The 15,285-nt window shown below is 36.5% G+C and carries 13 protein-coding genes; 3 read left to right on the top strand and 10 right to left on the bottom strand.

Annotated features, from left to right (window positions below; translation table 11 throughout):
• The first annotated feature begins 309 nt into the window (after window positions 1-309).
• Window positions 310-417 carry a helix-turn-helix domain-containing protein gene (locus ACFSCX_RS23020; protein WP_377930587.1) on the top strand — a complete coding sequence of 36 codons (108 nt, stop codon included), beginning with the start codon at window positions 310-312 and terminating at the stop codon, window positions 415-417.
• Between the two features lie 66 nt (window positions 418-483).
• Here the strand turns inward: ACFSCX_RS23020 and ACFSCX_RS23015 are convergent, their stop codons facing one another.
• The 5 genes from ACFSCX_RS23015 to uvrA form a co-directional block, all read right to left on the bottom strand.
• Window positions 484-1,443: a DMT family transporter gene (locus tag ACFSCX_RS23015; RefSeq protein ID WP_377930586.1), complete on the bottom strand. Its 960-nt coding sequence runs from the start codon at window positions 1,441-1,443 to the stop codon at window positions 484-486.
• A gap of 223 nt (window positions 1,444-1,666) precedes the next feature.
• Window positions 1,667-1,852 carry a hypothetical protein gene (locus ACFSCX_RS23010; protein WP_377930585.1) on the bottom strand — a complete coding sequence of 62 codons (186 nt, stop codon included), beginning with the start codon at window positions 1,850-1,852 and terminating at the stop codon, window positions 1,667-1,669.
• An 857-nt stretch (window positions 1,853-2,709) separates the two neighbouring features.
• Complete coding sequence (locus ACFSCX_RS23005; protein WP_377930584.1) at window positions 2,710-3,714, bottom strand: DUF3231 family protein; 1,005 nt, start codon at window positions 3,712-3,714, stop codon at window positions 2,710-2,712.
• 128 nt (window positions 3,715-3,842) lie between these two features.
• A complete protein-coding gene (locus ACFSCX_RS23000; protein ID WP_377930583.1) occupies window positions 3,843-5,579 on the bottom strand; it encodes an ABC transporter ATP-binding protein in 1,737 nt (578 codons plus the stop codon).
• 72 nt (window positions 5,580-5,651) lie between these two features.
• Complete coding sequence (uvrA, locus tag ACFSCX_RS22995; protein WP_377930582.1) at window positions 5,652-8,117, bottom strand: excinuclease ABC subunit UvrA; 2,466 nt, start codon at window positions 8,115-8,117, stop codon at window positions 5,652-5,654.
• Window positions 8,118-8,263: 146 nt separating this feature from the next.
• Here uvrA and ACFSCX_RS22990 point away from each other — a divergent pair, with 146 nt between their 5' ends.
• On the top strand, window positions 8,264-8,995 hold the full coding sequence (locus tag ACFSCX_RS22990; protein ID WP_377930581.1) for a MerR family transcriptional regulator: 732 nt from the start codon (window positions 8,264-8,266) through the stop codon (window positions 8,993-8,995).
• 388 nt (window positions 8,996-9,383) lie between these two features.
• Here ACFSCX_RS22990 and ACFSCX_RS22985 read toward each other — a convergent pair whose 3' ends face one another.
• The 5 genes from ACFSCX_RS22985 to ACFSCX_RS22965 all read right to left on the bottom strand — a co-directional run bounded on the left by ACFSCX_RS22985 (window position 9,384) and on the right by ACFSCX_RS22965 (window position 14,041).
• Window positions 9,384-9,995 (bottom strand): TetR/AcrR family transcriptional regulator, encoded by a 612-nt coding sequence (locus tag ACFSCX_RS22985; RefSeq protein WP_377930580.1) that lies wholly within the window; start codon window positions 9,993-9,995, stop codon window positions 9,384-9,386.
• 70 nt (window positions 9,996-10,065) lie between these two features.
• Complete coding sequence (locus ACFSCX_RS22980) at window positions 10,066-11,319, bottom strand: GNAT family N-acetyltransferase (protein WP_377930579.1); 1,254 nt, start codon at window positions 11,317-11,319, stop codon at window positions 10,066-10,068.
• Between the two features lie 13 nt (window positions 11,320-11,332).
• Complete coding sequence (locus ACFSCX_RS22975) at window positions 11,333-12,214, bottom strand: GNAT family N-acetyltransferase (protein WP_377930578.1); 882 nt, start codon at window positions 12,212-12,214, stop codon at window positions 11,333-11,335.
• Between the two features lie 217 nt (window positions 12,215-12,431).
• Entirely contained in the window at window positions 12,432-13,667 is a 1,236-nt protein-coding gene (locus tag ACFSCX_RS22970) for an aminopeptidase (RefSeq protein ID WP_377930577.1), read from the bottom strand.
• 47 nt (window positions 13,668-13,714) lie between these two features.
• Window positions 13,715-14,041, bottom strand: coding sequence for a hypothetical protein (locus ACFSCX_RS22965; protein WP_377930576.1), 327 nt, complete (start codon window positions 14,039-14,041; stop codon window positions 13,715-13,717).
• A 425-nt stretch (window positions 14,042-14,466) separates the two neighbouring features.
• Between ACFSCX_RS22965 and ACFSCX_RS22960 the strand changes: the two genes are divergently transcribed.
• A complete protein-coding gene (locus ACFSCX_RS22960; protein ID WP_377930575.1) occupies window positions 14,467-14,868 on the top strand; it encodes a hypothetical protein in 402 nt (133 codons plus the stop codon).
• Window positions 14,869-15,285 lie beyond the last annotated feature (417 nt).

The following is a 15,285-nucleotide window of genomic DNA, read 5'->3' as shown; positions in this document are numbered from 1 at the left end:
GCTTATATACTACGATTCATCCACTCTTTTTTGACGTAGAATACATATAAAATATGGCAAATTATGTATGATAGTGAAGAATAATAGAGGAGCGTGATTAGATGAATCGTCAAGAAATTAAAGCATTACTGAGGTCTTTTCCACTATTTAAAGATCTTGAAACCTTTTTGCTTACATTCCGGAAATGAGCATCAAAGTGTTCCGAATGCTAAGTAAAAAAATTGTTGATTTACAAAATCGATTAGAGGAACAAATTCACATAATACGTCTGAACAAAGCCTACTTGGAGAAAAACATGAGCAAGGATTCATGCTTACAAACACCTTTACAGATCAGGAATTGGCAAGCATGATTGGAACAACTAGAGAAACGATCAATAGAACCACGATATATAAACAGAGAAGGCTATCTACTTGAACAACCTCTTGGTCAATTAATATAAAACAGATATGTTAGAGGAGCTTCTTTTCAATCTTTAGCTATTTATTTTTGCAGTGCCATCTTATCTTGGTTTGGAATGGTTAACTTTTTCTTTCCTTTTAAGCTATGCAGGATCATCCCAACCACCACGAAAGCCATTCCTACTAACGATAAAGTAGAAGGTATCGAAATAGATAAGAAGGCTATTTCCCCAAGGACAACAAAAATGACTTGTGTAGATTGTGTTGCTTCAACAGCCGCTAGCAAATTGCTATCATCCTTTACCAGTTCAGTAGCAAAGAAAAACAATAGTGTTGCAATGACCCCAGAAGATATAGCAACGATAAATGATTGAAAAACTTGATCCCCGCTTGGCAAACCAACACTAACATAACCCGTAAAGGCAAGAATAACCCATAACGGAGTCGATGCTAATGTCATCCCTAGTACCCGTTGAAAAGTATCAAATTTCCCTGAATACCTCTCCATCATTTTACGATTTCCTAAAGGATAGGCAAAGGCAGCCACCACCACTGGCAGTATCCCATGTAACACGAGTTTAAGGGAAAGCTCACCGTTTGCGTTTTCCCATTGCATGATTAATATTCCAGCTAAAATAATCAATGAAAATAATAAACTACTTATTGGAAGCCTTTTTCGAATACCGCTTGCCTCTAGGAACAACGGTGTAAGTAAAATTCCTGCAATAATCGTGAATTGCCAGGTTCCAGCAACTAACCAGCCTGGGCCAGATGCCGCTGCATAAGTGATGGGTCCATAGAATAATCCAAATCCTACGAAGCTCCAAATCAACCAAGGCTTTGGATTTACCCAAAGCTCCTTCAATAATGCCTTCCCATTCCCCCTACAAAAAACAATGAGCAGTAGGAAAGGGATCATAAAGAAATATCGTAACGATGAACTCCATAACCAGCTCCCTCCGGAAAGCTCCATCGATCGATTTAATATAAAGGTAACAGCAAAAAATATAGATGATAATATTCCAATAATGATTGCTTTCATCTGCACTCCCCTACCCACTTTGTGATATCAGTTTCGATAGATTCTAAGAAAATCAGTCATTAACATAAGAAAACTGGTGCACACTTTTAAAACAAATATACAAACATCATTGATATACCTACCATTAGGAGCAATGTAAAGAAGGTAACTTGAATGAATATATCAGATAACCAGCCGATTAATGGTTTATATATCATACCAATAACACTTCCAGTTAATCTAATCACCGATAAAATGGTGGACACTGTGCCCCATCTATTTGTTCATTGACAAAGGTTCGATAAATAGGCTGCTTTATCGAATGAAGCACTTGAATCAGTAAGAATAGAACATTCCCAACAATATATGTTTCTACCATTGAGAGAATGATAAAGAATGCACTTGGAAAAAGCGTCGCAACTAGAAACAATCTACCATATCCCATTTTCTGTTTAGGATGGGTTCACTTTACACCGCCCACATAATTAACATTCACAGCAAGCATGATAAATCCAAAGTATACGAACTCATCCCATACCCTATAAATAATGGTTGATGTAAATACATTATACTAAAAAACGCTCCAAACGTAAGGGATTGTAAAGCTTGAAATCCTATTAACATTGGATAGGTTTGAACTATCTTCCACAAGCTATATTTTTGATTATGAAGGACAGGCTTTATATTCCAGTTTACTTTTTTGCAAGAAGAAGCTCAATAGAAATGAGATGGTTAAGCCAATTGATAGATACCTCTGCAACCAATCCATCCATAGGTAGACTTACAATCATGGCTACTGTTACCGATGATCCTGTTCATGAATATAACTTGTCGTGTAAATCGTAACGAGTAGAAATAAATCATCAGTGTAAGGATTCGGATATTGGTCTTTCGTAGCTTTATTGAATTCAAGGTCGACTAACCCTTCCAATATAAAGTAAAAAAAAGCCATGGAAAACCCATGACTAAGAACACAACCTAGTGGTTGTTTTTTCTGCTGATGGATCCTTCCAATATTGTTAATTCACTAATTTACGAAAAAGGGCATACTTTACCCTTGATGGGCGCTACGCGTTTTTTTCGCCCAGAAAATTAGTTACCTCGAACAAATTGGAATGGCATCCACTTTACCTCATTTTTAAAGGGTACCTTTACTAAAATTGGTCACAATTTATTTGATAAGGAATTTAACGAGGTGGACTCTTGAGAAGCGTTAACAAAGTTACAAAATTCAGCCGCTCTGTTTATGTCATTCCATTATAAACTGCATTAATAATGGTACATTTCTCAATTTCCTTTTTGTAGTTTTTCCCTATCAATTGTTTGTGGCGGTTTTTCAATCCATCCATTTTTAATGGAGATTTTTCCACTTTTCATTGCAAATTTTCCAATTTTCGCTAACAATTTTGTATATTCTCCAATTATATCACTTCTCATACTTGCCCCAATCCCTTGTCCTATACTACCAATCGATACTGTAGTTAATGCTGATAATATCCCCATAATCAATTTATCTGAAAATGTTGTAATGGTACTGTTTGTAATTGTTGAATCAGACGAGAAAGGAGTATTAGTATGATTCTCTTCAAGAATTTGTTCTATTGCTTTTATTATTTGAGATCCTAATTCAAATCCTTCTTGCAAATGTTTCTTTACTTCTTTTGCTTCCGCTACCTGCGTGAGGCCATCAACTAATGTTCTTCCAATAACATTTGCTTCAATAATATTGGAAAGGTGTGCTATTTCTATAGCGAGTAATGGTCTTTTATGTAATGTTAAATACCCTTCTAAAAAGTGGTCATCCTGTATAAACTCAACCTGTTGATAATAGGGTATATAAGGGGAACGAACGAGTATACCCTTTTTGGTCATAAGTCGAATAATGTTGTCATATAACTCCGCACTCTCGTTTACTGTTGACTTATAAAATGCCCTTACGTCTTCTCGATAAGTTATACCTAAGGCCATACCATTGATATTTGTACCCGTTCTCCCCATAAATTGTAAAAAACGCAGATAAAAGATATCAGAAAATAGTCTAGGTGCTTGCTCATTCACATCAGCATCTGTGTAGCCTATTGGTAATGGTAGATTCTCTTTGTTAAAAATAGAAATTAATGATTCTATATGGCCGGTAGAAAGTTCTTTCGAGTGATGAACAATTTCTTTTATTTGTTCATCGTCTACATTTGCTAAAAAATGCTTCATAATACAAATATTCATACTGTCGGATATATAAGAACTCCATAAGGATGCTAATTCCGATGACGTTAATTTGGGGTTGTGGTTCATCCAGGGTCTTCCTCCTTTTAAAATTATCTTCTACCAACAAGAGGAAATATATGTAAAAAAATAATGGATAATCCACATTTCATTCTTAATTCATCGTTCAGAATAGCTGGCTTCAATCCCATAAAGTGTTATGTCAATTGTTGTTCCGCAAACTCTCTATAAAGCTCGTGTGATTGGACGAGTTCCTGATGAGTACCGGAACCAGTTACTTGTCCTTTATCAATAAAGATAATGTTATCAGCATTTACGATTGTAGATAATCGGTGAGCGATGATAAACGTTGTACGACCTTCCATTAATCGTGTCAAGGCTTGCTGAACGATTCCTTCAGACTGGCTATCTAAGCTAGCGGTCGCTTCATCCATCATTAATATTTTCGGGTCTCTCAAAAATGCCCTAGCTATGGCAATTCTTTGCCTTTGACCACCAGAGAGCTTCACTCCACGCTCTCCAACCTCTGTATCAAGCCCCTTTGGAAACTCACGGATAAATTGATCGGCATAGGCCATTCTTGCAACTTCCCATAAACGATCGTCATTGATATCATGCCTGTCTTCTAAACCATAGCAGAGGTTCTCCCGGATGGTCCCGACCATCATTGGGCTATCCTGCGAAACATAACCAATTTGTTTTCTCCATGAATACATGGAAAGTTCGTTAATTGGAGTATCTCCAATCAAAATATTACCTGAAGTAGGTTCATAAAAACGTTCTAATAATCCAAACATCGTGGTTTTTCCGCCCCCACTGGGTCCAGCAAATGCAACCATCGTACCTGGATTTACATGAAAGGAAATATGTTTCAGTACCATCTCGTCCTCACTGTACGAAAAAGATACATTTTCAACGCGGAGTCCTTGATTAGAAATATCCATGTCGATTCCATTCTGTCCGGATTCTACATCTACCTTTAGAATGTCAATGATTCTCTCAGTTGCTCCCATTGCCTTTTGCAATTGTGTGAAGAACATCGTAAATGACGTAATCGGATAAATAATTTGGAAAAGATAAAGGAGAAACGCAACAAGAGAACCGGTCGTCATGGAGCCTTCTGCTACCCGTATTCCTCCATAGCCAATAATGATAACAATGACGATCATCACAATGGAATACATGATTGGAGCAATTAAAGCAAAAATCCGACCTTCTCGCAATCCATATGTAAACAGCTTTTCAATACCGCTCGCCCCTTTTTTCTCTTCTGTCTGTTCAGCATTTGAAGCCTTCATCAATCGAATTTCACTAAGAGTTTGCTGAACATTTGAAGTAAAGCTCGCTGTTTCATCTTGAAGACTTCGAGAAATTTTCGACATTCTTCTCCCAAGAGGCACCATCACGAGAACGGTAATGGGCACGGCTATAAACATTAATAACGTCATTTTCCAATCCATGATAAAAAGAATAATGACTGAGCCGATAATTGAAATGATCCCACTAATAAATTGAGGGAAATGTTGGGAAATTAAATCTTTTACAATTCCAGTATCATTAACGACACGACTTACGGTTTCCCCGCTTGTATGTTGATCAAAGTACTGTACCGGCAAGCGTAAAAGCTTGAACCACATTTTTTCTCGAAGCCTAGCAACAATTTTTTGACCAACATACGCGAGTGCATACATGGAAATTCCGTCTATTACTGCCTGTAATATAAACACCAAAATAATCGCAACGATAAGAAATGTGTTAAGCGATTCCACCGAAAAGCCATCTACCATCTCTCTAGTTAAAAGTGGGATGGTTAGACCTATAAGTGTAGTGATAAAACTCCCAATAAGCCCAATTGCTAGAGCAATCTTCGGAATCTTCGTTGATAAAATTAGTGAAATAAATGGGTTTCGTTTGGCTTTTTTTCCCATCTCCATATGTTCAGCTCCAATCTAGAACAATAATGCTTCTGGTCATCTATACGAACCAAAAGCGTCAATGTTTCATTTTTAGTTACGACTCAAATATTTCCCTGTATGTGATTCCTCTGCTCGAGCAATCTGTTCAGGTGTACCTTGTGCTACAACCTTACCACCATTTGCCCCACCTTCTGGACCAATGTCTATAACCCAATCAGAGGCACGTATGACCTCCAAGGAATGTTCTACCACAATAACCGTATGCCCTGCATCAACAAGTCTATTTAACAGCACTAACAGGTTATTTATATCTGATGGATGTAATCCTGTCGTCGGTTCATCTAGCAAATAAAGCGTATGGCTTGTTGTTTGTTTATATAATTCTTTTGCTAGCTTCAACCTCTGGCCTTCCCCGCCAGATAAGGTAGTGACAGACTGCCCCCAGCTTAAATAGCCTAAGCCTACCTCACACATAATTTCAATTATCGACCCGATTTTCTTCACCCCTTCAAATAAAGGGAAGCTTTCCTCAATAGTCATATCAAGAATGGAAGAAATCGTTTCTCCCCTATAAGTAATCTCTAAAATGGAATCCTTAAATCGTTTACCTCTACACACAGGGCATGTCACTTCAAGATCCGGAAGGAAATGCATGTTGGTCAGAACGAATCCTAAACCAAGGCAATGCTCACACCTTCCACCTGGGGTGTTAAATGAAAAATCTTTTGGCATTAGGCTTTGTTTCTTTGATTCCGGCAGAGACGCGAACAGATTTCGTATGTAAGTGAACGCATCTGTATAGGTCGCAATATTGGATCGCTGCATTCTTGTAATGGGTGATTGGTCAACCGTAATGATATTTTCTATAAAATCTAATCCAGTTATTTTTTCACATCCATCAAGTTTTCCACCTATACCAGATGAAAGAACGTCAAAAACTAATGTTGATTTTCCTGATCCAGAAACACCTGTTACAGAAATGAAAGTACCAAGAGGAAAGGAGATTGTTATATTTTCCAAGTTATGCTTTGTTGCATGATGGACAGTCAAATATTTTCCATTGCCCTTACGTCTATTTCGGTAAACACTGATAGGCTTGTTCAAAAATGCACCTGTTATGGATTGTTCCTGTTTCATTAGCTGCTGGACAGTGCCTTCTCCTACAATGTTTCCACCATACTTCCCTGCACCTGGCCCTATGTCGATTATATGGTCAGCATCCCGCATCACTTCTTCGTCATGTTCAATAACTAAAACTGTGTTACCTAAATCTCTTAATTCTTTCATTACTTTTAAAAGGCCTTGTGTATCTTTTGGGTGCAGTCCTGCTGTCGGTTCGTCAAGAATATAGAGAACTCCTGTCAAACCAGATCCAAGAATAGTAGCCAATCTCAGTCGTTGTGCCTCTCCTCCAGAGAGAGTAATCGTTTGTCTATTAAATGATAAATAGCCTAACCCAACATGAATAATTCGAGCTACTTTCGTTTTCAATTCATACAGTAATCCTTCAACAACATACATACTTTCACTCGGCAATTGGTGCTGAAGATTTTCAATCCATGTGTAAATATCTTCAAGAGACATTTTCGTTAAAGCGGTTATGCTGGTTCCCAATACTAGGACTTGACGACTTTGTTCCTGTAATCGATCCCCTAAACAATCCGGACACTCCGTTGAGAAAAATAATCTAGCTTCACCCGATTGACCACCTTTTTCCCTATACCTTCGCCAAATCCCTGTGACTACCCCTTCAAATTTTCCTTGTCCAACCGTTTTGGGGGGCTTCTTTCCTGGAAAGTAAGATGAAAATTGTTCACTTTCCACTCCGTAGAATAACAGATCTTTTTCTAAGCTATTGAATGTTTTCAGTGGCAAATCAAAGTCGATCTTCAGGTCATAGTATTGGGCTGCTGCTTTTAAGATGTTCAGCTGATAATCACGATATTGACCATTCCAAATGCTTACACTGTCTTCATGTAAGCTTTTTTCCTCATCAAATACCGACGGGTAGTCTAATTCGACAACTTGTCCAAGTCCATCACAAGTGCTGCAAGCACCTTCTGGTTTATTAAAAGAGAAATGACTTCTTGTTAATTTTTCAAGGCGGTTGTGGCAATAAGGACAGTCAACATATTGGGTATATCCAGATTCTTCTTGATAAAGGTTTTTGTCAAATCTTGGAGGTATGTACTGCTTACAATTAGGACATTTTCTTTCCCCTAACTTTTCAAAGAGTACACGTAGGTAAGTGTACATGTCTGTTGTGGTTCCAACAGTTGAACGAGGATTTCGGTTTGTGATGTGCTGGCCAATACTAATAGAGGGAGATAAGCCAATAATTGAATCGACATTAGGCTTACTAACAGCATCTGTTGTCATTCCCATTGACTCCATGTATTGCCTCTGACATTCTCTTTGAAGGGTATCAAGTGCTAACGTTGACTTTCCGGAACCAGATGGTCCTGTTAATACGACAAGCTTATTTTTTGGTATTTGTACCGTGACGTTTTTAAGATTATGCTCCCTTGCACCTTTAATTTGGATAAGATTATTCAAACCTTTCCCTCCTTATTTTTAGCTTACGACTACATTCTACAACATTCATGCAAATGCTAATGTTTTTAGGTATATTCATTGATATAATAGTGCAAAGTCGGTCATGTTGCTTTAATGTTTTAGAATAATGTTCATTGGAGGTAAGTGTGATAAGACCGTTAGATATCGCCAAGAAATTAAACATTAGTACAAGTGCTCTCAGACATTATGAGTCATGGGGAATTGTTCCTAAAGTTGAGAGAAAAGAAAATGGATATCGAATTTATACAAAGGAGCACATTGCCTATTTCGAGTGTATACGGGCAATGAATACCGGATTTGGGATGAAAGTCATTCGAGAGACCATGCCTCTTATTCAACAGAAGAAAATAACTGATGCTTTATGGTTGGTTAGCAAGGTGCAAGCAAAGCTATATGAGGATAAAATGAAAGCCGAACTAGCTCTAAATGTGCTTGAGCTGGATAATCTTGATGAAATAGTGAATCCTTTCTCAAAAAAGAACTGGTACTCTATTGGAGAAGCAGCTAAAGCAATTGGTGTAGCAAATTCCACCTTAAGACACTGGGAAAAGGAAGGATTAATACTCCCTGAGAGGGACGATGAAAGTGGGTACAGAATATACAACAAAAGTGATATAAGAAAACTAGTTGTCATCCGTACACTCCAAAGTGCAGTATACTCACTTGATGTTGTTCGGGAGGTACTAGGTGAAATGGATAAGCATAATATTAGTGAAGCGATTCGTATTACGAGAGAATCTTTAGTTTATTATGACTATTTAGTGAAGGAACAACTACGTGGGATGAGGTATTTACATCTCTTATGTGTAATGGTGGAGGATTCAGGAGAAGATGATTTTCCTTATTGTAGTAGATAGTGTTTAAGTAGGAATGATCTCTTTTTCAGTATTTGAAATCTCCCCTTATTATAATAAACAAATGTCGACATTTAGGTATATTTTAGGTGAAAATCGACATTTTCCTAGACTTAGGGAGGAGATACATTCGGTAAATAAAACATGGAATACTCTATAGAAAACATAAAAGGCACTAGTATGTCTGAGGTTCCCCAAAAGTTAGAGTGAAAAACTAACTTTTGAGGTGCAGAACGTCTCCACACTAGTGCCCTTCATTTAATACTTCATTGGAAATAGCCACTCAATATCTCTAGGAACGGGTATGTTTGGCTTTTCTCTTTTACAAATAACCTTCATTAGAGTCACTCTCCCTTATTTCCTATACTATAGTAGACTAAGGTAACCTATCTTACATTAGAGATTTTATATACATCGCTTTCGCTTCCTCTAAGACATCCTCATATGGGTAATGATCTTGTAACGCAGAATATTGAAAATTAATTCCGTCGAGCATACTCCAAAATAAGTTTGCTGCTATTTCAGAATCAGTGGTCGTCTTGATTTCTCCCGCCATCTTACCTTCCTCAAGAACATCAACAAGGACATTAATATAGTAGTGCTTAGCTCTCTCAATCAAAAGGCTCCTAAGGTCCGGATCCCTCGAAGCATGAAGATAAAATTCTGTATGTACCTTCACCCGATCAATCCAATTACTTCTCCCAGCTTGGCTTTTAAATATATCAAAAATAAATCGTATTTTTTCGATTGATGAATCAAATTTCTTTAACTCTTCTTTTAAGTGCTGCGTACTAATCTCCGTTTTTTCATTCATCAACGCTACATATATATCCTCTTTACTTTGAAAATACGTATAAATAGAACCTTTACTCATTTTGGAGCGCTTCACAATATCATCTATCGTTGCTGCTTGAAATCCCTTTTCTGCAAAACAAACGAGAGCATGCTCAATGATTTCCTGTTTTTTCTTTTCCCGATATTCTTCAGAAACTACTGGTGTCATCGTATCCTCCTTGAACCTTATCATTCACTTCATCATACCACAATCAGACATTTCGATTCATAGAGTCTCATTAGAATAAAGTCATACAAATTGGGTTTTGGTTCGTTCTAAACATCTGATTAAGAAGCGAAATATAGGATTCGTCAGAAAGCTGAACTTTTCCGAAGCGATACAAGGCTTGAAAATCTACCGCACCCATGATGAGTGAAGAATAATCGGCAATATCCATGCCTACAGTTACATCACAAGTCAGTTCTTTCAGTACCTCAATTCTTCCATTTGTTACCTTCAACAAATAATCCTTACTATTTTCTTGGATGAATGAATCGTCAATTTTCAGCTTTATTGATACCGTCTCATATCCAAATAAGTGGTTCGGCACGATGCGGAAGAACTGCTCAACATCAATTACTCGGTACATGATCCCAACTCCAGCTGTATGACTTTCATGATAAACACTTGGAATCAACTCATTTGTGTGGTTCCTTGGGTCAGATAATACATGGTGAAACGCTTCATCCTGAGTATTAAGTACAATTCGATTAACCTGATCAGCCTGTGATTCCAAAAAGCCGCATAGCTCCATAAAGGCGGAATTCGTTTCGTATACAAATTCATGGATAACCAAGTCATTTAAACAGAAGTTGGTTTCACTCATTTTCTTAAAAGAAAAGGATAGATACCCTTCAATTACGTTATCTTTTTTATACACTACGATTTTCTTATTAGGGTCCTGGAAATAATTTTTTGCTTCATGGCCATTTTTATAAATCATTCCGTGGGTATCCTTTGCATAACGATTAAAACAATCAACTAACAATGGACCATCTTCTTCCCGAGCAAATTGTAGATGATCTTTCTTTGCATGTTTTGGTAGTCCACTTGGGTTCATTCGATATTGGTTCATTTTTGACCCGTAACCAAACCCCATTTTTTTATAAAAATCAGGTCGAAATGGATACAGCATAACAAGAGGAACGTTTTTGTCTTTGAACATTTCGATAAATCCCTCGATCATTTCCTTTGCTACTTTTTCTTTTTTATGTAGCAAATCCACAGCTACCAGGCCGACCCCACCTGTGGGAATCGTGTGTTGGAGAACGTTCATAGTAAAAGTATGAATCCTCATTCCCCCTAGTAGTTTATCCTCTCGAAAGAGTCCATAAAAATCGATGGTTTCATCTTCTTCCTGAATACTCGTTAATCTAGTTATGAGCTTTTCCCTATAGTCAGGACTGTTATTTGAAACTCCTGGATAAGCATTAATGACGATATCTGAATAAGTCTCTAATTCTTCTAATGATAGCTTCCTAATTTCACTCATTCTATCACTCTTTCTACATTTCTTTCGTCATATATACTTGCTTTATAGTTGGGGAAAATCCAAGGTTTTTTAAAACATTGTGTGTTACTTTACTACTCTCACTTGGAAGATTTAGTATCACTCTTCTAGTATCATCTGAGCAAGTACCAAATACCTCATGGATGATATAATGAAGAATTGATTCCTGGTCTTCTCTCTCTGGATTTGCCTCACATTGATATAGATATGTTGCTACATGCTTTCCATCTTCAGAATAGCCGTAATTATAGTTTGCATACCCAACCTCTTGAAGGTTCGAATCTAATACAATAATGGCTTGACTTCCCTTCGCATTTTTCCAATGGGTTTGCCATGGGTTCATATGTTTATAAAAAGCAAGTTGATCCAGCTTTTGAAGAGCTACTCTTTTACTTGTATAATCAGTGTTTTTCTGATTTGATAAAGGAGGTGTTTTGGGTCCTGATAGTTCTAAATATTCGAGATGATCCATGACTGTAAAACCGCAATCTTTATAAAGATCTATCGCCTTTGCATTCTCACTTATTGCCTCAAGGGTAGCAAGTTGAACCCCTTCCTCTTTGTAAATATCAAGTACCTCTTTCATTAAGGCTTTCCCTACTCCTTGCCTACGAAAGGCTGTTGCTACCCCAGTTCCTCCATTCCAAGCAACCTTCTTCCCTTGAATCATACGAATGCCACTTAAAATAATTCCAGCCGGTTGACCATTCATAAATCCTACAACTGATAAATCGGCTGATAGCCCTTCATTTGATAGCCTCGTAATAAAATGATCAATGGTCATTGTCATATTAAAAGAATAGCCCTCAAAACCCGAATTCCATGCCGAAATAACATCATCTAACTTGCATTCTCTTAATCTCTTAATCTCTAACATACCTTTGCCCCCTAATTAAAATAAAGTGAAACTTCAATCAGTGAAGGTTTTCCTCATTCTCCACTGATTGTTAGATGAGGCCCACAAGATGTGTTCCTATTATAAAGTTCTTACTGGCGTTTATCCCCCACTTAAACTTCTTTGAATCTAAAGTCTTGAAATGGAGGTCTTAGCGCGCCAGTTAATACGGGATAAAATGTTACTACCTCTCCTTATATTATATAACCCATTCACCATTTCTAAAAAGTGGAATCACACGTCCATCCTTCTTTTTTCCATCAATATTCATTTCACTAGAACCGATCATAAAATCGACATGGTTAGCACTGTTGTTAACACCGTTATCCGCTAATTCCTGCTCTGTCATTTCATACCCATTTTCAATAGTAAAAGTATAGGAATTTCCAATGGCAAGGTGGTGTGAAGCATTTTCATCAAATAATGTATTATAAAACGTAATCCCTGAGTTTGAGATTGGAGAGCAATGAGGCACGAGAGCCACTTCTCCTAAATAAAGAGATCCTTCATCTGTTTCAAGCATTCTCTTCAATGCTTCATACCCCTCTTCTGCATCAAAATCAACGATACGGCCGTCTTCAAAGGTGAAAGAAAAATGATCAATTACATTCCCTCCATAATTAAATGGTTTCGTCCCTCTAACAGTTCCATTAACACCTGTTTTTAAAGGAGTAGTAAACACTTCTTCCGTAGGTATATTCGCGATAAAGCTGTTTCCCTTATCATTAATACTTTCTGCTCCCACCCATATATGCTTCTTAGCTAATTCAATCGTTAAATCTGTACCTGGAGCCGAATAATGAAGGGTATCTAGTTCTAACTCATTCAATAGATTTACCTTACTCATAAGACTTTGAATATGATCGTTCCAAGCTTGGATGGGATCCTCTAGAGATATACGAGTTGCATCAAAAATAGCATTCCAAAGCTTCTCTATTTGTTCGTCCTTAGAATCAGTTCCTGGAAAGACCTTTGCAGCCCATGCTTCAGAAGGGACAGCAACAATTGACCAACTTATTTTAAACCCTCGCGTATATTTCATATATCGTTTTGTTGCTTCCCCTGCTACTCTTCCTAGGCTTGAAATTTTAGAAGGATCCACCCCCTTTAATAAATCTGGATTCATCGAAACAACGGATAATGCGGCAGCTCCTTCTTGATACGCTTTTTCAAGCATATCCGCTCTCCACTCAGGAAAGTATGTAAACGATTCATCCGGAGCATAATCAAAACGAGTACGAGTAACATGCTCATCCGTCCAATCGACCTGAACAAGCCTCGCCCCTGCTTCATAGGCTTTTCTTACAATCTTTCTAACAAATAGAGCACTTGAAATATCAGCATTTATTATTAATGTTTGACCTTGTTGAATATTAACCCCTACTTTGACCGCTAATTCTGCATATTTATCTACGTTTTCCTCAAATGTTCTCATCTCATATACCCCTTCCTCAAAGGAAACTGACTGAATAGTTTATTTTACTAGGCAGATTTCTTTTTATTCTTTTCTTTTCCTCTTTGAAGTTCGATTTGTTTTCTGCATTGAATGACTTCCTTTAACAGTTCTTTTACCTTTTGCTCCTCCATAAAAGCAATATTTTTAATCCATCCATTGTTATCAACTTTATATAAGTGAAACTTAGGATTGTTCAAAACATCTCTTCCCCAAATATAACAGTTACCTGTTTGAGACAAATAAGCTACAACAATTTTATTTCTGTATTTGTAATTTAACCTGCCGTCTTTAAAAGAGCTTTCCTCTAATGAAAAGGATTGACATAAAGTTCTCACTTGTTCAAAAGAAAGCATACCGATCCCTCCTTTTATATAAACTGACTAATTAGTTTGTTTATATTGTATGACCACTTCATGGAAAATTCAAGATATTTTTTGAAAATTTCTATTTTTAAAATAACTGGTTGGTAACTCTAAGTATTTCAGTTTTAAGGTAGAAAAATAAAATAAACTCACCTTTTAGAAGTCCAATTCGCATATGAATTAGACTTCAAATTTTCTCTTATATATCAAGGCTTGTCCAAAAATTCAAATGTAAATAGCACTTCAATTAGGATAGGAATTTGCGTAAGGACAATTTTAAGCAAATATTAAAAACGATGCTAATTTAGGTGATAACATTGCTATAATACTATTCTTTTTGATTTTTCAAAATTAATCTCTATAGTTATTAGTACGCAGTGCTTTTTTAGACTAAAATAGTGGTAGGTGATGTTCAAATGAATCTAAAATTAATAGAAAGTGGAATTGAACCAAATATAGAATTTTATGATGGTATTAGTTTAAAGCAATATCAAGACTTATCTAAAAGATGGAATGAAATATTATTAATTGTTCATAAAGAAATATTGAACTATGTCAATGACGACAACTTGTGTTTTGATAGTGGTGAAGACATATTTCCATTACGTAGTGAATTAACGGGAAATTACTATATAGATTCTATTTCTTATATTAAACACGTGAATCCAATAGGAATTCAGATTATGATAAAAACCAGACTTACAAAAACTCTACAGAATGGTAAGGAGGATGATTATTTAGAGTTAGACGTTACTTTGTTTACTTCGTTTATTAACCATAATTTTGAAGTTTGGGGTATTGATAGTTCTTCAATTTAGAATTAGTAATAGATAAAGTTCGTTATGACGATAAAAAACGCAAGGCTTTGAAAAGCTTTGCGTTCTCTTATGTTAATTAAGTTGTTATTTAACAACTGTAATTAGAGTTTTCTACTTCAAAACTAATTAGGTTGGTACCAGTCTTTGGAATCCCTTTGGTGCGTTAGGAAAGCTAGATTTATCAATAATTTAGCTGAAAAGTTATGGCTTTTTTTACGATTATGAAAAATTTTGTTTAGGGACAGAGTCAAAATAGCAGAAAATTTGCTTTCATACCATAAAATACATAGTCTTATTTATCATTTTAGGAGTCTTCCATCAACTTCAGTCATTTTATCAGCAACTCCGTAAAATTTATCAGCAACTTCCTGATTTTATCAGCAACTTTTTGTATTTATCATCAACTATTTGAGTTAA

Source organism: Bacillus salitolerans, from assembly GCF_042680805.1.
GTDB classification, from domain to species: domain Bacteria; phylum Bacillota; class Bacilli; order Bacillales; family SA4; genus Bacillus_CJ; species Bacillus_CJ salitolerans.
Note: the sequence above shows the minus strand (reverse complement) of the source record. Positions and strands in the feature narration are given on the sequence as shown.